Below are 19,518 nucleotides of genomic sequence, written 5' to 3' on the forward strand. Positions count from 1 at the left end.
GGTGAATCAGCAGCGCAGCGAATCCCGCAGTGTCTTGGGCCGGATGTCGGGCCAGTTCTCCTCGACGTAGGCCAGGCAGTCGGCTCGGGTGCCCTCGCCGAACACCACCCGCCAACCGGTCGGCACCTCGGCGAACACCGGCCATAGGCTGTGCTGTTCCTCGTCGTTGATCAGCACGTAGAAGGTGCTGTCCTCGTCATCGAACGGGTTGGTGCTCATCGATTCTCCTGTTGGTCGTGGTGGTCGGTGTGGACAGGTGAGCGCCCAGCACCCGGTCACTGAGCAGGCCCAGGCAACTCAGGTTGGGGAAACCTGGCCCCTGGGTGAGCCAGGACAGGCTGGGCAGGAACAACTTTGGTGTGACGCCGCTGACCGACAGGTCATGGCCGATGGATCGCTGCAACGCATCGGAGGTCAGTGGCTGACCGATGCCCAACTCGAGCAGGTCAAGAGCGTCCTGGCTCAGCAACGGTGCGAACCACATCGCGTCGGCACCCGAGCCGTCGATCACCAGATCGAAACCGTGGACCGTCTCCAGACATGCTGTCTCGCGTTCGGTCTGCAGGGTCAACCGAATTCTGTCCTTTAGTGGCACGGCGTGGGCGACGCGTCCGCGCAGATGCCGGATGCGGTCGTCGGCCAGCAGCGACTCCTGCACCCGGGACGAGAACACGCCCCGGTCGGTGCGGGCCATGGCATCGCGGCGCTCGGTCAGGGTGAGCCCCGCCCAGCCGGTGGGGTCGGAGAACAGCGTGTTCTCGAAGTAGCCTTCGCCCCGGGTGAACAGCGTAACCTGCGGCGAGATCACCGTGATGGTCGAAACCCGGTGTGAGAAGAGTTCATCCAGCATGGTGGCCGCAGTCTCGCCGCCGCCGATCACGGCGACCCGCTCGGCGCTGACGCGTTCGTCTTGGGCGACCCGATGCCAGAACTGGGCGATGGACAGCACCCGCGGATGTCCGGGCAGGATGGACCGTTCAGCCTGGCCCGGGCCGGTGATCATCACCCCGTCGGCGCGCACCTGCCGTCCTCGGGCGTGCAGCATCCATTGGCCACCGTCCAGCGACAGCCGGGTGACTTCGTCTGTAACCACCTGCATACCAACGGTTTCGGCGACCCAGCTCAGGTACTGGCTCCACCTGCGATGGGTGGGCGCCGGTCGGCCACGGTCTACCCATTCCGCGAACTGGCCTGTGCTGATCAGGTACGACTGCCAGCTGTGCCGCATCATCCGCTCGTCCAGTTCGGCGTTGCGACGCGGTACCAGCGCTGACCGGTACGGGAACCCGACATCTTTCTCCGGGCCAGTACCCAATCGATGACGGCCGTCGGTCCACCCACCGGCGGCCTGCCAATTCGCCCCGATGCCAATGCGTTCCACTGCAACGACGTCGGGTGCTTCGACTCCCATGGCACGCAGTTCTGCGGCCTTGGCGGCGACCGCGACCGCTTTGGCCCCAGCTCCGATTATGGCCAAAGTGTTTCGAGCCTTGGTCATTTCACCACTTCCCTGAGCTGTTCGTGCCAGAGCTGTTGCAGCCCGGCCACGTCATCGGCGCTGAGAATGTCTGGCAGCGTGCGCCACTGGACGCCAAGGGCGGAGCCGCCCTCGGAGTCCATGACGGCGGCCATCAGGGTCAACTCATGCCGTACTGCGTTGTTCGGCTCAGGCACCGGTGACAGCTTGTTCAGCAGCGCACCGTCGAGGCGCAGTGCGTCTGCACTGGCTCCGAGATGAACCCGACCCAGATAGTTCAGGAGCACCTGCGGTTCCGGATGCGCTGACAGTTTTTCGGCGGTGTCAGCCCGCAGATAGCGCAGCAGCCCGAAGTCGATGCCGCTGCCGGGAATAGCCGCGATCTCGGCGCTGACCTGATAGGCAGACTCAGAACCGATCCGGACCGGATAGATGGCGCTGAACAGCCCGACCGTGTCACCGGTGTCGATATCGTGGTGCGGCCCAGCCGATACCGCCGTGTCTGCGCGGCCATGGGTTTCCATGGCCAGCAGCGGCGGCGGGGTCGGCTGTCCTCGCCGTTGCCGCCACCGGGTGACGGTGCGTGCTGTCGCGACGGCCAGCAGGTCGGTGACCGGAAGGTCCGCAGACAGCAGTCGGGCAGTCAGATCGGTGTCGACGATCGTCATCGACACCACCACATCACCGCAGCGGTCCGTCGCTGGGGCCAGCCGGCGGTTTCCAATCAGCGGATCAGGGCCTGCGATCTGCCGCGCCCAGAAGTCGGCGCTGTCCAGCCCCCGGGCCCGCTCGGCCAGTAGGCGCGACCATCGACGATAGCTGGTGTGTTCACGCATCGGTGCCGGTTCATGTCCTGATGCTATTGACTGCCAACCATTTTCAATCTCGCCGAGAATGATGCGCCAGGACGCCGGGTCGGCACCCAGGACGTGCGCGCTGAGCACGAGGACCTTCTGGTCGGGTGTATGCAGCAGTACGGCCTGCAGCATCCGACCGTGCTGCGGGTCCAGCTTTTCGACGACCAAGTCGGTTTGCTCGGCGATCGCGGTCGTGAGGTCGCCGGCGACGATGACCTCTGTCAAAGCCGCTGACGTCAAGTCCCCCACCGCGTGCTCGACCAGCGTCATGGTGGCGCGGTCCAGTCGGCTGCGAAGCGCCGGATGTCCGGCGATGACATTGTGCAGCAACGTGCTCAACTGCTCGGCGGTCATGGCGTCAGGCAGCCGCAGAGCCTCGGTCTGCGCAAGCCGCCTCGGATCACCGTACTGATACAGCCAGTGCACGTTCGGCAGCACGGGCACCGGGCCGGATTCCTCGAAGCCGGCCACGTCGACCTGGTTCTGAGTGTCCAACTGGTGGGCCAGCTCGCGAATGGTCTTGCAGTCCAGCATCATCCGAGCTCGGAGTGCGAACCCGCGGCGGCGTGCGAGTTGCACAACCGACAGCGCCACGATGCTGTCCAGTCCAAGGTCCAGGAAATCCGCTGTGACGTCGACCCTTTTCACATCGGCGATCTGCAGTAGGTCGGCGATCAGTTGCGCCACTGCTGTTTCGGTATCGGTGGCTGCGGTCTCCGGTACTCCAGCCACGCCGATGTCGACGGTCGCCAGGGCGGCGTCATCGACCTTGCCGTTGATGGTCAACGGAATCTCGTCCACCGTAATGATGTGGTGCGGCACCAGGTATTTGGGCACCCGATCCGCGAGCATGCTGCGCAATTCGGGCACCGCCACGGTTCCCGCGACATAGGCGACCAGGCGCGGACCGCTGCAGTGGTGACGAACTGTTACATGCGCTTGCCGCACCCCCGGGTGTTTACGCAGGATAGCGGCGACTTCGCCTGGTTCGACCCGGAAACCCCTGATCTTCACCTGATCATCCGAGCGGCCTTGGAACAGCAGGCCGCGGGTGGTCGGGTCGCGCCGCACCACGTCGCCCGTGCGGTACATGCGGGCACCGGCTACGAATGGGTCGGCAACATAACGGGACGCGGTCTCGCCGGGGCGCCCCAGATAGCCGCGAGTCACCTGACCGCCGGCGAGGTACAACTCACCGGTGACTCCGTCGGGTACTGGCCGGAGCCACGCGTCGAGCACGTATGCCCGCGTCGAGTCGGTCGGATATCCGATGGACGGCGTCTGGTGCTGGGAGAATGCGGCAACAACAGCTTCGACGGTGGTTTCCGTTGGGCCGTAACAGTTGTAGGCCGCCATATCGTTACGGTGGCATTCGCCGCGGATGGCTGCCCAGGTGGCCGGGTCGACCGCTTCACCGCCTAGCGCCAGCGCCCGCAGCGGTACTGCGGTCAACAGTCCCTCAGCTTGCAGCTGGGCGAACATCGACGGTGTGGTGTCGATCAGATCGATGCCCTCGCGGCCGATGGTGGCCACCAAATCGGCAGCATCGCGCTGTGATTCGTCATCGACGATGTGCACCATGTGACCGTCCAGCAGGGCGGCCAAAGGTTGCCAGGCGGCGTCGAACGTGAACGACCAGGCATGGGCGACCCGCAGGGGTCGACCCGCTTTCGTCGCAGCAGGTCGCAGTACCCGAGCGGCATGGTCGGCGGCGTAAGTCAAGACGGCGCTGTGGGTGCCGACCACTCCCTTGGGCTTACCGGTTGTCCCGGAGGTGAATACGACGTAGGCACCCTGTGCAGGATGGGTTGGTACCTCAAAGAATTCTGTGTTTCTTGCCGCGGCCACCATGAACGCGTCGTCGATGACGATGTCAGCCCCAGTCTGACGACGAATCTCAGCAATGCGTTCGGCGGGCATGGCCGGATCGAGCGGAACGATCAGCCCACCGGTCCTGAGCACGCCCAGCATCGCCGCCACATAATCCGGCCCACGGCGCAACAGCACCGGTATCGGCGTCTCGGTACGCACGCCGCGCAGTGCTAATTCGGCCGCCACCTGCCCGGCGGCTGCGTCCAGTTGGCGGTACGTCAGCTGTCCACCGGTGTAGGTCAGCGCGACGTCGTCTGGGCGGAGTCGTGCTGTGTCGCTGAATTTTTCGTGTATGCCGCCCTGGTGCTCCGGATGCGGTGCGGCGAGGATCGCAGGACGGTCAACCATCACGACATCGCGCAGCGGCCGGTCCCAGCACGCGATCAGCCGGTGCATCACCGTCAGGAGCCAGCGGCCCACCGCGTCTGGGCTCAGCAATCCGGTTGCGCCATCCTTGGTCTCGACCAGCAGTGTCAGTTGTTCGTCGATGACGTGCGCGGCGATGGTGACCGGGAAGTGCGCCAGACTTTCCAGCGCCTTGGGCCGGAAGGTCACGCCCTGGATATCGAACCCGGCGTTGCCGACCAGGACGCCGGCCGGGAAGTTCTCGTAGACCAGGAGTGTGTCGAACATTTCGCCGACTCCGCCGAGCGTGCGTAGCTCGGCATGCGGCAGGTATGAGTGGTCGCGAAGGGCCGCGGCGTCGCGCTGCAGGGCCAGGCATTGCACGCCAACCCGTTGCCGCGGGTCTAGTTGCACACGCAGTGGCACGGTGTTGATGAACAACCCGACCATTGACTCGACACCAGACAGCTCGCCGGGACGGCCGGACACCGTCACTCCGAACACCACGTCGCGACGATCAGTGATCACCGATAAGATTGCGGCCCAAGCCATCTGGACCAGGGCGTTCAGTGTTATGCCCCGCGTGCGGGCCGCGTCCATCAGCTGGACGGTCTCTTCGCGGGCGACCGGAACTGCGGTGCGCCGGGGTAGACCGTCGCCGAGTTCGCCGGCCCCGAGCGCCGGAGCCATCAACGTCGGACCATCCAGCCCGCATAGATGTTCCTGCCACAGCGCGCGACTGGCCCCTTGGTCCCGCTCAGCCAGCCAGCCGATGTAGTCCCGGTACGGGCGCGGTGCGGCCGGCAGGGCGGCGAGGTTGCCGCCCGCGGCGTACAGGGCGACCAGTTCGCCGACGAACAAGGGCAATGACCAACCATCGATCACGATGTGGTGCGCGACCACCACGAATCGCCAACAGTCGCCGGGCATTTCGATAAGCAGGAAGCGGATGGCCGCGCCGCGTTCGAGTGTGAACGGCCGGCGACGTTCCTCTGCCTCTAGAGCGTCGGCATCGTCAGTCGAGGCGGCCCTGACCTGCCGCCATGGTAGTTCGACGGCACTCGGGATCACCTGCACCGTGTGGGTGTTGGCCTGCACGAACCCGGCCCGTAGGTTCGGGTGACGCACCAACAGCGCTGCGGCAGAGTCCCGCAGCAATGTCGTGTCGACATCGCCGTCGATGTCGGCGGACATGCCAATCAGATACGGATCGTGATCGGTGGCTCCGGTCAGGCTGGCCATCGAATACAGGCCCTGCTGCATCGGGCTCAGGGCCAACACGTCCTCGATTGTTGGCGGGACCGTCGCCCGTGCGGCCTTCTCGACAGTTGTCACGGCATCTCCTGCGCAGCGGTCCACGACGCGGTCAGTTCGGCCAGATCATCGGCAGAGAGCCCCGACACACTCATCGGCTCGTGGTGGGCGTCGCCCGGCTGTGGTCCGGAGTCGGCCAATCCATCCAGTACCGAGGCCAGTTCGTGAACCGTCGGGTGTTCGAACACCATGCGCGCAGTCAGTCGCAGTCCTGCATCGCGGGCCCTGGCAGCAACCTGCACGGCCTTGATGCTGTCGCCACCGAGGCTGAAATAGTCATCGTTGCGGCCGATCTCGGTGCCCCTGTCAGTGTCGAGCACCTCAGTAAGCAACGCAACCAGCGTCCGCTCGGTGTCGGTGCGCGCTGGTTCGGCTACCGCAGGACGGGATGCACCATTGCGCAGCGGAGTCTCCTGGATGAATTCCAGCTGTCCGTCGGTCCGCCAACGGCCACGCTCACCGGTCCGGTACAGCCACGAGTCCTGTTGACCGGAGAGATGATCGGCGACGAATCGATCGGGTTCGCCGGATTCGGCGCCCGGTCGGTCAGCAGCGTAATAGACCTCGCCTACGATGCCGACTCCCACGGGTTGGAGCCACTCGTCGAGTACGTACACGCCATCGGTGCCCGCCGTGGGCGGGTCCATTCGCAGATCCCGCAGATGCTGATCGGAGTCCTCGGCGAACGCGGACAGCACCCGGACCAGCCGGTCGGCCAGCCGCCGAGCGGTCGTTTGCTCATACAGATCCGTGCGGTAGATCAGATGGCCGCGGTAACCGCCCTGGGCACCAAAGAAATTCACGGACAGATCTGCGTGCGCCACATCGAACGTCGGTTCCCGGGCGGTGAACGCACTGTCGCCGTCCGGTCCCGAATCGATCACATGGTCGGTAGGCAAGCCCTCGCGGACGTGGACCACGACGCCGAACAAGGGATTGCGCGCCAGGGACCGTACCGGGCTCACCGCGTCCACGACGTGGTCGAAGGGCAGGTCCTGATGCGCGTACGCAGCCAACGCCGTGTCCCGGCCCCGGCGCAGCACCTCGCGCAGGGTGGGGTTGCCCGATAGGTCGTTCCGCAACACCAGAATGTTGATGAAAAAGCCCACCAGCGAATCCAGTTCGGGCTCGGTCCGGCCGGCCACCGGCGTGCCCAGCGGAATATCGAATCCCTCACCCGAGGCCGATAGTGTGACCGCGACCGCGGATTGCAGCAGCATGAAATCGGTGACGCCGAGCTCACGAGTCAATGCCGTCAGCCTGGCCCAGGTGTCGGCATCGATGGCGAAGGGTTCCGAGGCGCCTTCACCAGACAGTACGGGCGGTCGCGGAAAGTCCGGCCGCAGACCAGGATCTGCGGGTGGTTCGGCGAGCTGACCTCGCCAATAGTCACGTTGGGCTGCAATGGTTCCCGACTCGGCTGCCAGCAGCCCAGCCTGCCAGGCTGCGTAATCGGTGTACTGCACCGGCAGCGGGGTGAAGTCGGGCTCCTGCCCAGAGCGGCGGGCGCGGTATGCGGCAACCAGATCAGCGAACAGCACCCCGCCCGACCAATGGTCCGCGGCGATGTGGTGCACCACGACGGACAGCACGTGCTGGCCGGGGATGGACAGGACCGCGGCCCGAATAGGCCACTGGGCCTCCAGGTCGAACACGTATCGGCGTTCGTTGTCGAGCTCGGACTGCAGCCACTGCTCATCCGCACCCCGGGCGCGGCGTACCGGCAGCGGCGCAGCATCATCGACGAACTGGTATGGCACACCGTCTATTTCGCGGTAGCTGGTGCGCAGCACGTGGTGCCGCCCGACCACGTCAGCCAGCGCGGCGACGAAAGCATCGACGTCACACGGACCAGTGATCCGTGCGGCGAAGGGAATGTTGTTGACAGGGCCGGGACCATCGATCCGGTACTGAAACCATTGGCGCAGCTGCGATGCCGACATCTGACGCGGACCGTCAGTGTCGATTGGGACCAGCGGTGGGCGGTCGGGGTCGCGCGGTGAACCGCTGTCGATCCGTGCCGCGATCTGCGCGACGGTGCCCAGCTCGAAAATCTCCCGCACCCCGAGCTCCGCGTGGCAGCATGCCCGGATACCGGCAACGAGCTTGGTGGCCAACAACGAATGACCACCGAGTTCGAAGAAAGAATCGTCGGCGCCCACTCGATCCACGCCCAGCAGGTCGCTGAACATCTGCGCGACCCGCCGCTCGGTCTCGGTATCCGGCTCCTGGAATGCGTTGCGTGACTGGATTTCCGGATCAGGCAGCGCGGCGCGATCGATCTTGCCGTGCGCGGTGATCGGGATTTCATCGAGCACGACGTAACCGTCCGGCACCATGTACTCCGGTAGAGCGGCAGTAATGCGGACCCGGATCCGTTCCACATCAACCGATTCCAGATCACCGTGCTCGATTGGGGTCAGGTACCCGACCAGTCTCTTGCCCAATCCGGGCAGGTCGCGGACTGCCACGACCGCCTGACCCACACTCGGGTCAACCGTGATGGCAGCGGCAATCTCACCCAATTCGACCCGGAAACCGCGAATCTTGACCTGTTCGTCGGCACGGCCGACGAACTCGATGTCACCGTCGGCGTTCAACCGGGCCAGATCACCCGAGCGATAGAGCCGGCCACCCGGGCTGTTCGGGTCGGCGACGAACCGCTCGGCGGTCAGTCCCGGCCGCCGATGGTAGCCGTATGCGACATGTGTTCCGCCGATGTAGATCTCACCGATGACCCCGACCGGTACCGGTCGCAGCGCATCATCGAGCACGTGGATCTGGGTGTTGATCTTGGGCGTGCCGATCGGCACGATCCGGGTGCCCTGCGCGCCTTCGACGCGGTACCGGCTGGCATTGATCACCGTTTCGGTGGGGCCGTAGAAGTTGTGCAGCAATGCGTCGAAGGTGGCGTGGAACTTGTCGGCGATCTCGCCGGGCAGAGCCTCCCCACCGATCGGTACCCGTTTTAGGCTGCGCCACTCGTTCACGCCTGGCAGCGACAGGAACAACCCGAGCAGTGAGGGCACGAAGTGCATCGAGGTGATGCCCTCGGTGCGCAAGAGTTCGGTCAGATAACCGATGTCGCGAAGTCCGTCAGGACGCGGAATCACCAGGCGCGCACCACAGGCCAGCATCCCGAACACCTCGGCGATCGAGATGTCAAAACTCGGCGAGGCGACCTGCAGCAGCCGTTCGTCGGCGTCGATCTGGTACTCGTCGGCGAACCACACGAAGTACTCGGCAACCGGTCTGTGCGGCACGGGTACTCCCTTGGGCAGACCGGTGGAGCCTGAGGTGTAGATCAGGTAGGCGGTATTGGCTGGGGTCAGTGTGCGCAACCGGTCCGCGTCGGTCGGGTTGTCACTGGGTTGCCCACCCAGTCCGGTAACCGGTTCGCGGATAACCAGTTTCGGATCGGAGTCGCCCAGGATGAACTCCAGCCGATCAACCGGGTAAGTGGGGTCGACTGGAACGTAGACGGCTCCCGCTTTGATCACGGCCAACGCTGTGATCACCAACTCGGGCGACTTGTCCAACAGCACAGCGACCCGGTCCTCGGTGCCGATGCCTTGCCCGATCAGCCAGTGCGCCAACTGGTTCGCCGCGGCATTGAGTTCCCCGTAGGTATAGCGGCGCTCCTCATACGCCACCGCGACTGCCTCCGGTGTACGGGCGGCCTGGGCTTCAACCAACGCTGTCAGCGTGGTGTCCGGCACGCTGAAGTGCTCGCCAGCGGCAACTTGCCGCAGCCACGCATTATCTTGCTCGTCCATCAGATCGAGTTCAGCCAGGGATTTGTCGGGCGCGGTCAGCACGCCCTGCAGCAGTACGCCGTAGTGCCGCAACAACTGCCGGACCGCCTGGGCGTCGAGAATCTCGATGAGGTACTCGGCCTCGACCAACGCGCCGGCGTCGTCGAACTCGATCATGAACCCCAGGGGCAGCTGGGTCAGATGTCCGCGGAACTCGGCGCGTTGGCAGCTGATCCCGGGCGGGCAAAACCCGGCGGCATCAGCGCTACGGGCGCCGAAGCTGACTCGGGTCATCCGCTCTGCACCGTACCGACGATCCGGATTCAGTTCGCGCACCACGCGATCCAGATTGATCTGCTGATGGGCGAATGCCCCGTGCGTTGCGTGCGTTGCCTGGTCAAGGAATTCACGAAAGCTCGCCCGGGCCCGCGGCCGTAGCCGTATCGCCACGGTGTTTCCGTAATAGCCCAGGGCTCCTTCGGTGCCACCCGCCCGGTTCAGCACCGGTGTGGCAACCAGGAAATCAGAGGCGTGGGTGTAGCGGTGCAGCAATGCCCCGAAAGCCGCCAACAGCACCGTGTAGGCCGTTGACCCGGTACTGCGCGCCAACTCAGTCACCTGGGTCATGACATCCGTTGTCAGTCGCAGGGATTCGCGTTGTGTCCGCCAGGCGATCGGTGACGCCGAACCGTTGGGCCCCGGAAGCTCCAGCGGTTCAGGCGGATCGGCGAGCGCGCCGCGCCAGTAGTCCAGTTCCGCGTCGTACGACGATGTCGGCTCTTCAGGCGGGATGATCTCTGGCAGTGTCTCGCCGCGGTATGCCCGGGTCAGATCGTCGAAGAACACCTGCCAGGACGCGTCGTCCCAGGCGATGTGGTGGGCGACCAGCAGCATGATGTGCTCGTCCGGTGCAACGCGAATCAGATTGAGCCTCAAGGGCGAATCTGCGGTTAGGTCGAATGGTGCGGAGAACTCGCGTTGCGCCAGTACCTCGAGGCGAAGCGTGCGCGCGTGGTCGGTCAGGTCGGTCAGGTCGTGGGTCACCCAGCCCGGCATGAGGTCGGCATGCACGGTCGGGCCGGGCTCGCCGGCCGCGTCCGCGTGGTAGGTGGTCCGCAGGACGCGGTGCCGGTTGGCGACCGCGGTCACCGCATCGCGCAGTCGCTGCAGGTCCAGTTCACCGGTGAGCGCGAAGGACACGCAGACGTTGAGCAGGGCCCCCGACGGATCGGCGCTCTGCACGAACCACATTCGGCGCTGGCCGTCGGACAGAGCGGGAACCGCCGCCGGTGCCGGGGATTGCCGGTTCTGCAGGCCACGCTCGGCAAGTTTGTGACGCAACAGTTCGAGCCGCGCATCTTCGCTCGCCCGGATATCGGTATCAGTCATGCTAGGTATCCACCTTTTCTGATCGATCGGTTGCATCGGCTTCGAGCAGTGCGACCAGTTCCGTGCCAGTGATGCCGCCCAAGAGGTCAGCCAGTGGCAAGGACCGCCCGCAGGCCCGTCGTAGTCGTTTGCGGAGGTCGAGAGCCAGCAGGGAGTCCAGTCCAAGGTCGAACAGCGCTGCCGTCAAGTCGATTCCGGCCGGATCGGGATGCCTGAGTACCGCGGCAAGCTCGGAACGGGTAAGACTTTCCGCGTCAAGTGGACCGTTCTGCGGGTCCGGAGCCGCTTGTGGCTCGTCACCGCGTGACTCGTCGCCGAGGAACGTCCGCAGTCGCGCAGCGTCCGCACTGAACACCAGCGGGTCCTGTAGATGGTCCCGTAGCGCCGCCTCGATTGCCGCGTCGGCATCCATCGCCTGCAGGCCGGCTCGTTCGATTCTGGCCACTTCGGTGGAGTCGGCGATACCAGCGCCGGACCACAGGCCCCAGCGCACCGCAATGGCGGCTTGTCCATTGGCGCGCAACTGTCCGGCCATCACGTCCTGCATCCGGTTCACCGCTGAGTAGGCGGCGTGGCCACGACCACCCCACAAGCCGGAGACCGACGAGCACAAGAGGATTCGGCCTTCTGGTCGAATCGGCCACAGCGCGGTGATCCGGGCCAGGCCATTGAGTTTGGCGGCCGCGGTGTTGGCGAATTCTTCAGGGCTGACGGTGGTATCGAAGGTGACGGCCCCGGCAGCGTGGATGACCAGCGTCGCGCCGTCGCCGCCGTGCGCTGCGGCCGCCGCGGCGAGTTGGTGCGGCGTGGTTATATCGCAAGGCACGGAAAGCACTTCGGTGCCGCTGAATTCGGCGAGCGTGGCGTCGTCAACCGGATTGCGGCTCAGCAGCACGATGCGGCGCGCCCCGGATGCGACCAGGTAACGGAGGAAGTGCATTCCCACAGCACCGTTGCCTCCGGTGATGACGACATCGTCGAACGACGACCTATCCCAAGGCGCCGGTTCCGGCTCCTCCCCCAGCGCACGAAGGTGCCGGACCGAATCCCGAAGCGCCACTTCGGTACCTGGGCACAACATGGTGTCGATGGCCGCCATTGCGGCACTCTCGTCCAGTTCCCAGGAGGACAGATCGAGATGTCTGAACGCGAGTTCTGGATGGTCGAAGCCGATGCTGCGATGCGCGGCGCCCAAGGCGGCCTGAGCGGGCAAGGCGACTGGTTCATCGGCGCTGGCCTGCTCGCCACCGACGGTCACCAACCACACATCACGGCACTGCGGGCCAATGGCATCGGTATAACCGAGTAACCCACTGCCGATCAGTTCGGCGATGTCGGCCACGGCCGATTCCACGTCAGGATGGTCCAGCATCGGCGCGACGACAACCAGCAGGTCTGCGTCGGCTTCATCGGCCGGCAAGGTGCTCGGGTTGGCGCGGACCGCGGCACGCAGTTGATCGGCCAGCCCGCTGCCGGGGCCGGGCAGCTCGATCACCCAGACTTGTCGAATGATTAGCGGGACAGCGGTTTCCGGCTGTGCCACCCACTGCTCAACGGCCGTGGTCAAGCCGACGATCTTCGGCAACGGCTGCGGATATGCCCACAGGTGGGTGGCGTTCATCGGAGCATTCGGGAAGCCACGCAACAACGACCGGCCGGGCTCCAGGTATCGGGCCCAATCGTATTCGGGGTCGGCCAGCGCAATCGAAGCGACGTTGCTGGACAGCACATCCACCAGGGATTCGTCGCGACGTCCGGAGCCGCTCAGCACCGCCTCACCCTCGGCCGCACCATCTGCGAGCGCGAACAACAATGCCGGGTGCGCCGACATCTCGACAAAGGCGTTGGCCCCCATGTCCCGTACCGCCGTCGCGGCCCGGTCGAATCGCACAATGTGCCGCAAGTTCCGGTACCAGTACTCACCGAAGTCGGTGTCAGGGCTGACCACATCCGCGGTCACCGAACCGACGAAAGGCACCGTCGCGGGCTCGAACCGACCCTCGGGCAGGCCCGCCAGCAGCCGGTCTCGCAGGGGTTCCAGTGCGCTGGTGTGCGCCGGGAAGTTCATCGCGATGACTCGGGCGAAGCGGCCGCCCGCAGCCACGTCGGCAACCAGGTCGGTGACTGCACTCCGGTCACCGGAGACCACGACAGATGCGGCGGCGTTCACCACCGACAATTCCAGCCAACCCCGTGCTGTCGAAATCCGTTGCTGCGCTTCGTCCGGTGTCATTCCGAGGGTGGCCGCGGCATAGTCGCCGGCCAGGCTGTCCAGTGCGCCCGCCCGGGCAATAACGACAGCGACCGCGTCGCTCAGGGTCATAGCGCCGGCCAGGTACGCGGCGGCGATCTCACCGAGGCTGTGACCCAGCGTCAAACTCGGCATGACTCCGAGCGACTGCCACACCGCGGCCAGTGCCACCGCATGAGTGAACTGTGCGCTCTGGCTGTGCATTTGGGACCAGATGCGGTCGCCGCCATCGTTGAGGAAGATCAGTGGTGATTCGATACCGGCGGCCATGAACGCCAATGCGCACTGATCAGCGTGGTCGCGGTACACCGGTAGCAGTCGGTAGGCGTCGTCGCCCATTGTGGGCCATTGATTTCCGTTCCCGGGAACCACGAAGGCCGTACGCAAGGGCTGTGTGTGCGACGACCGCGCGACCAGCGGGTGGTCGGCGCCGCCGGCCAAGGCCCGCAAGCCCGCACGCAGTTCAGTACAGTCTGCGGCCCGGACCATCGCGCGGTACCGGCGCCGACGGCGCAATCGCAGTAGCGTGCCCCCCACCGCCGCAACGTCCGAAACTGATTGCTGGTCAAGATAATCAGCAACCGAGATCGCCTCAGTGGACAGTAAGTCTTCGGTGTGGGCACTCAACAGCACCGGAACCCGATTATCAGGGAATCGAAGTGCAACCATCATGCCACCACCCCGTCGGGGATGGCCACAATGACGTGCGCGTTGGTGCCGCTCATGCCGAATGCCGACACCGCGGCCAGTCGTTCACCGGCTACCGCAGGCCACGGCGTCACATCGGTGGCCAGCCGCAGTCCCTGGGCATTCCAGTCGATTTCATCGCTTGCCTGCTCGGTGTGCAGGCTGGCGGGAATGGCACCGTGTTCTGCCGACAGCAGCACTTTGGCCAGGCCGAGGGCTCCGGCCGCGGCCTGGCTGTGCCCGATATTCGACTTCACCGAGCCCAGCACGGCGCCATTGCCCGGCAATGTGGCGCCGTAGGTCTGTGCCAGAGAATTCAGTTCGGTGCGGTCACCGAGTGTGGTTCCGGTGCCGTGTCCTTCGATCATGCCGATCTCATCGCACTGGGCGCCGGCGATGCTCAGTGCCTTGTTGAACAGCCGGGCCTGTGCGGCGCCACTGGGTGCGGTCAGCCCGGTGGTGCGGCCATCCTGATTCAGGCAACTGGCGCGGACCTCGGCCAGGATCGTCCGCCCGGCCCGCACGGCCGACGACTTGCGTTCCAGGGCGAATGTGCCTGCGCCTTCGGCCCATACCGTGCCACTAGCCTGGGCGCTGTAGGGCCGGCAGTGGCCGTCATCGGACAACGCGTGCTGTTTGGAGAACTCGACGAAGTACCCCGGAGAACCCATTACGCAGACGCCGCCGGCCAGCGCCATCGAGCAGTCACCGGTGCGCAGCGCTTGTACCGCGGCATGCAGTGCGGCCAGCGCCGATGAGCAGGAGGAGTCGATTGTCAGCGCCGGACCGTCGAGGCCCAGCAGGTAGGAGATTCGCCCGGAGATCACCCCCAGTGAGGTGCCGGTGATCAGATGTCCACTCAGATCGCAGTACTCGGCCAGATCCGGGCCGTAGCCGGTGCCAGAGGCGCCGATGTAACAACCCACGTCGTGACCCGACAGGTCATCAGGGTTGATCCCGGCGTTCTCCAACGCCCGCCAGGTCACCCGCAGCGCAACGCGCTGCTGCGGGTCCATGGCAACGGCTTCCCGGGGCGAGATTCCGAAGAACTCCGGGTCGAACAGCGCTGCACCGGAAAGGAATCCGCCGCGATCGTGAATTCGTTTGAAGCCCTCCCGGCGAGAACCGGCCAGCAGCTCACGCACCGGCCAGCCACGGTCGGTCGGAAACGGTGTGAGCGCCTCGCGTCGGGACACCAGCAGGTCCCAGTAGCCCTGCGCGGTATCCACGCCGCCCGGAGCCTCCACCGCCATCCCGACGATCACCACCGGGTCCTCCCGGTGGCCGTCAGCAGTCATCGACCAGGCCTGCAATGGTGTCCAGGTGGTCGTTCAGATAAAAGTGCCCGCCGTCGAACTCGGTCACCTTGAATGCGCCGGCAGTGTGGGTTTCCCACCGCCGCAGCATGTCCCGGGTGATCCGATGGTCACTCCGGCCGCCGAGCGCGTGTACCGGCGCGGTGATCCGGCCACCGCCGGTGTAGCGGTTGAGAGCCTGGTAGTCGGCGCCGATCGCGAGCAACAACAGCTCGACGAAATCGATGTCGGACAGTAGCCGTGGGTCGGTGCCACCTAGGTCGACCATGTCGGCGAGCATGTCGCGCGGTTTGGTGGGCAACGGCGGCGATTGCACCACGTCGCACGGCGCCTGGCCGGCTGACGCCCAGAGGCTGTGCACCGGAACCCCATTGCTCTCCGCGACAGTCGCGAACTCAAAGGCCACCAACGCACCCATGCAGTGCCCGAACAGCTTTAGCGGTCCGGCCTCCTGCCATTCCCCGGCCGCGAACAGATCGACGGCCAACTGCTCCACACTCTCGTGTGCCGGATGCGCCAGCCGGTCGGCCCGCCGTGGATATTGGACGACGTAGGTATCGATTCCCGTGTCGGCCAAAGCTGTTGCCAGCCCCCGGTAGGCCACTGCGGCACCTCCGGCATGTGGGAAGATCACGGCTGCACCGGGCCCGCCGGAGCCAGGGTAACGCTTGACCCACGGCGCGAATCGCACTTGCGGCACGGTCATGAGGCCTCCGAACCAGACGCAGAATCAAGCACCGAATCAAGCTCGCCGAGCACCTCGACGTAGTCCATATCGGCAACCTCCAGATACAACTGGGCCACGAGTTCCAGCCGCTCGCTGGCGTTTTCGCGGTCGATCATCCGGCGGGCCAGGGCATGCACGGTCCGGGTGGCGAAGATGTCCGGCACGCCCACGGTCGGGGTGTCCAGCCAGGTACGGATACGCGTCACCACGGCAGTCGCCCGCACCGAGTCGCCGCCGAATTCGAAGAAGTCATCGTCGGTACCCATCGGGGTGTCGGCATTGAGCACCTCGGCGACGATGGTCGTCAGCGCCCGCTCCAGGTCTGTTTCCGGCAGGCACCGCTGCTCTCTGTTACCGGCGGTCAGAGCGGCCAACTGCGCCGCGGCGGCCCGCCGGTCGGTCTTGCCGCCGACGGTGAACGGGATCGCATCGACCAGTGCAATATTGCGCGGAACCATATGCGGCGGAACAAATTCAGCCATCGCGGAACGAATCTGCGACTCGCTAACAGTGTGGTCGCCGAGGCTGACCAATGCCGCCAACATGTCGCCACGCCGCGATTCCGATGACGGCAGCACACCTGCAACCGCAGCACGAACGCCCGGAATGCGTTGCAGCGCCGCTTCGACGTCACCGAGTTCGATGCGGTACCCGCTGATCTTCACCCGGTGGTCGGCCCGCCCGACGAATTCCAGTGTGCCGTCTGGCCGGTAGCGCGCCAGGTCACCCGAGCGGTACCAGGTGCGTCCGGCATAGCGGACAAACCGGTCCGCAGTCAGCTCCGGCCTGCCCCGGTAACCCGACGCGATGCCCCGGCCGGCGACCCACAATTCACCCGGCACCCAGTCCGGGCAGTCCTGGCCCGACGCGTTGACCACTCGGCACGCGTTGTTGGCGAACGGTACACCGTACGGCACCGCCGAATAGTTCTTCGGTAGCTCGCGGGCCTCGTACATCGTTGCGTGGATGGCAGTTTCGGTGGCGCCGCCGAGGCCTGCCAGCCGCACACCGGGCGCCTGGGCCTGCAGTCGTCGCACCATGGCGGCACGCACCCAGTCGCCGCCGGTCAACACGACGCGGACGGTGTCCAGCCGCCCGGAGCCGACCTCGACCAGCATCTCCAGCCAACCCGGCAGGAAGTTCAGCACCGTCACGCCATGCTGGTGAATCAGGCCGGCCCAGTGGTCGGGGTCGCGCCGGTGCACCTCGTCGACCACAACGATGGTGCCGCCGGTGCCCAGCGTGGCGAACATGTCGAGAACCGACAGGTCGCACTCCAGGGTTGCCAGGGCCAGGCACCGGTCACCCGGCCCGATATTGAAGTGTTCGTAGAGGAATTCGGCGGTATTCATCGCCGCGTCGTGCGTGACCTCGACGCCCTTGGGTTCGCCGGTGGAACCTGACGTGAACAGCACGTAGGCCAGCGCGTGCGGGTCGGTGGCGACGGGGACGAAGGGTCCATCGACGCCCCTACCGATACGCAGCGCCTCGGTGATCGACAGTGCTGGCATCTGCGGCGGTTCGGTTTCGCCGCAGCACAATGCCATCCGGACCCCGCCGGTGGCAAGGATTTTCGCGGTGCGCTCGGCCGGTTGATCGATGCCGATCGGCAGGTAGACAGCACCCGCGGCCAGAATCGCAAGCAGGGCAATGATCTGTTCGGCACCCTTGGGGCCGAGCACCGCGACCGTGTCACCTGGCGTGATGCCCTCCAGCTGCAGAGCCGCGGCAACCCATGAAACCTGCTCGCGCAGTTCGGCATAAGTCCACTGGGTGGACAGGTCGATCATGGCCGTGGCGCGCGGTCGGGCCTGCGCGGTGCGGAAGAATCCGGTGTGCAGCGCCGCGCCGCTCGGCGCGGCGGTGCTGCTGTTGACGAGGTCGCGCACCGCCCGCTGGGACACCGAGAGCGGTTCGGGGGTCGGCGACTCCCAGGCTGCGTCATCGGTGGCGAGGCGCTGCAGCTCGCCGAGGTGACGGGCGAACATAGCGTCGATCACGCCATCCGGGAACGCGTCCTCGCGGACGTCCCAGTTGACCAGTACACCGCCATTGAATTCGGTCACCTGGGCGTCCAGCAGCACCTGCGGCCCTTGGGAATTGATCCATCCGGGCGTACCGAACGACTCGGTGACAGCCGTCCCGAACAGCTCACCGAGGCCCAACGCACTGGTGAATACCACGGGCGCCAGCACCTGCGTCCCACGGTGGCGACTGAGGTCGCGTAGCACCTCCAGCCCCGAGTAGCCCGAATGCGCAGCCGCACTGCGGAATGCCTCCTGCACAACACCGCAGCGCCGGGTCGCGGTGCCGGCACCCTCGAAATCGATGTCGAGCAGCAGCGACGAGGTGAAATCGCCCACGAGCCGGTCGACATCCGGGTGCCGCTGCTCGCGTCCGAACAGCGGCACGTTCAGGAGGAACCGCTGCGCGGTCGACCAGCAGGCCAGGGCATCTGAGAACGACGCGGCCAGCGCCATCGCCGGGGTGATCCCGCGTCGGCGGGCAGCCGCAAACAGCGCGTCGCGGACCTCGGGGGCCAGCCAGTGCCAGCGCCGGGTGGTGTGGCGCGGGTCGCTCTGCTCGGCGAGCGGCACCATGGGCAGCTGCGGCGGGTCGGGCAGTTCCGGCAACCGATCGGCCCACCACCGTCGGTCAGCATCCGCTGAGGAGTCAGACGATGGTGCGGCCATTCGGTATTCGCGATAGGTGTACGTCAGCGGCGCCAACTCAGTGCCGCTGTACAGGTCGGCCAGGTCGGCCATCAGGGTGCGGTAGCTCATCGCGTCCGCAGCCTGCATGTCCAGGTCGACGTGCAGTCGGGTGGCACCGCCCGGCAGCAGGGTCAGGGCCAGCTCTAAGACCTGCCCATTCAACTGCTGGTGGGCCTTGCTGACCTGAGTGTGGGCCAGTTGTTCGCCGATCTGGTCGGCCGGCACATCACGCAGATCGATGACAGTCACGGGAAAAGCGTTGGTAGCCGGGATGATTTGTTGGGTGCCGTCGGGCAGGAACTCGACCCGCAGCATGGGGTGCCGGACTGCCAGCGCGGTAGCGGCGGCAGTCAGCCGCTGTGGGTCGATGCCGTGGCCGTCGAATTCGACGTAGAGATGCCCGGCAACGCCGCCGAGTTGTTGGTCGGCTTCGCGGCCGACCCACATCGCGTGTTGCATCGGGGCCAGCGGGAATGGTTGATCGTGGTGTGAATCATCCTGTGGCGCAGTTTCTTCCGCGCGGGCCAGGCGGCCGGACCCGGACAGCAGCTCGGACCAGGAACGAACCGACGCCGCCGCGGCCAGTGCGGCGAAGTCGATGTCGATGCCCTGCTTGCGCCACCGACCGGCCAGCGACATCATCCGAATGGAGTCCAAGCCCTGGCCGACCAGATCGGAATCGATGTCGACAGCGTCAGGGCCGATACCGAGCAATTCGGCGACCTCGGCACAGATGGCCCCCGAATCCACGGTAACGATGTCCACCACATCCCCCATCTCATAAACACAGGCTGTCCTAATTTTGCTTAGGCTA

The 19,518-nt window shown here is 65.8% G+C and carries 8 protein-coding genes; all 8 read right to left on the reverse strand.

Annotation, left to right across the window (positions count from 1 at the left end):
- Window positions 1-6 precede the first annotated feature (6 nt).
- From M2432_RS17155 to M2432_RS17190, 8 genes are read right to left on the reverse strand one after another with little or no spacing between them, the layout of a single operon-like run.
- Window positions 7-219: an MbtH family protein gene (locus M2432_RS17155; protein WP_280828022.1), complete on the reverse strand. Its 213-nt coding sequence runs from the start codon at window positions 217-219 to the stop codon at window positions 7-9.
- On the reverse strand, window positions 197-1,498 hold the full coding sequence (gene mbtG, locus M2432_RS17160; protein WP_280828023.1) for an NADPH-dependent L-lysine N(6)-monooxygenase MbtG: 1,302 nt from the start codon (window positions 1,496-1,498) through the stop codon (window positions 197-199). The genes M2432_RS17155 and mbtG overlap by 23 nt, the downstream gene beginning before the upstream one ends.
- Window positions 1,495-5,886: an amino acid adenylation domain-containing protein gene (locus tag M2432_RS17165; protein WP_280828024.1), complete on the reverse strand. Its 4,392-nt coding sequence runs from the start codon at window positions 5,884-5,886 to the stop codon at window positions 1,495-1,497. The genes mbtG and M2432_RS17165 overlap by 4 nt, the downstream gene beginning before the upstream one ends.
- Window positions 5,883-11,009: a non-ribosomal peptide synthetase gene (locus M2432_RS17170; RefSeq protein WP_280828025.1), complete on the reverse strand. Its 5,127-nt coding sequence runs from the start codon at window positions 11,007-11,009 to the stop codon at window positions 5,883-5,885. Before M2432_RS17170 ends, M2432_RS17165 begins: the two co-directional genes overlap by 4 nt.
- Window position 11,010: 1 nt before the next feature.
- Window positions 11,011-13,929, reverse strand: coding sequence for a mycobactin polyketide synthase MbtD (mbtD, locus tag M2432_RS17175; RefSeq protein WP_280828094.1), 2,919 nt, complete (start codon window positions 13,927-13,929; stop codon window positions 11,011-11,013).
- Window positions 13,929-15,245 (reverse strand): polyketide synthase, encoded by a 1,317-nt coding sequence (locus tag M2432_RS17180; RefSeq protein ID WP_280828026.1) that lies wholly within the window; start codon window positions 15,243-15,245, stop codon window positions 13,929-13,931. The genes mbtD and M2432_RS17180 overlap by 1 nt, the downstream gene beginning before the upstream one ends.
- On the reverse strand, window positions 15,235-15,969 hold the full coding sequence (locus M2432_RS17185) for a thioesterase domain-containing protein (protein WP_280828027.1): 735 nt from the start codon (window positions 15,967-15,969) through the stop codon (window positions 15,235-15,237). Before M2432_RS17185 ends, M2432_RS17180 begins: the two co-directional genes overlap by 11 nt.
- Complete coding sequence (locus M2432_RS17190; RefSeq protein WP_280828028.1) at window positions 15,966-19,469, reverse strand: amino acid adenylation domain-containing protein; 3,504 nt, start codon at window positions 19,467-19,469, stop codon at window positions 15,966-15,968. Before M2432_RS17190 ends, M2432_RS17185 begins: the two co-directional genes overlap by 4 nt.
- Window positions 19,470-19,518: the final 49 nt, after the last annotated feature.

The organism is Mycobacterium sp. OTB74, assembly GCF_029892685.1.
GTDB lineage: Bacteria > Actinomycetota > Actinomycetes > Mycobacteriales > Mycobacteriaceae > Mycobacterium.

What these genes read in the sequence shown, in the direction of transcription:
- M2432_RS17155 (WP_280828022.1), bottom strand. Translation starts at nt 219, where the DNA reads ATGAGCACCAACCCGTTCGATGACGAGGACAGCACCTTCTACGTGCTG.
- mbtG (WP_280828023.1), bottom strand. Translation starts at nt 1,498, where the DNA reads ATGACCAAGGCTCGAAACACTTTGGCCATAATCGGAGCTGGGGCCAAA.
- M2432_RS17170 (WP_280828025.1), bottom strand. Translation starts at nt 11,009, where the DNA reads ATGACTGATACCGATATCCGGGCGAGCGAAGATGCGCGGCTCGAACTG.
- mbtD (WP_280828094.1), bottom strand. Translation starts at nt 13,929, where the DNA reads ATGGTTGCACTTCGATTCCCTGATAATCGGGTTCCGGTGCTGTTGAGT.
- M2432_RS17180 (WP_280828026.1), bottom strand. Translation starts at nt 15,245, where the DNA reads ATGACTGCTGACGGCCACCGGGAGGACCCGGTGGTGATCGTCGGGATG.
- M2432_RS17185 (WP_280828027.1), bottom strand. Translation starts at nt 15,969, where the DNA reads ATGACCGTGCCGCAAGTGCGATTCGCGCCGTGGGTCAAGCGTTACCCT.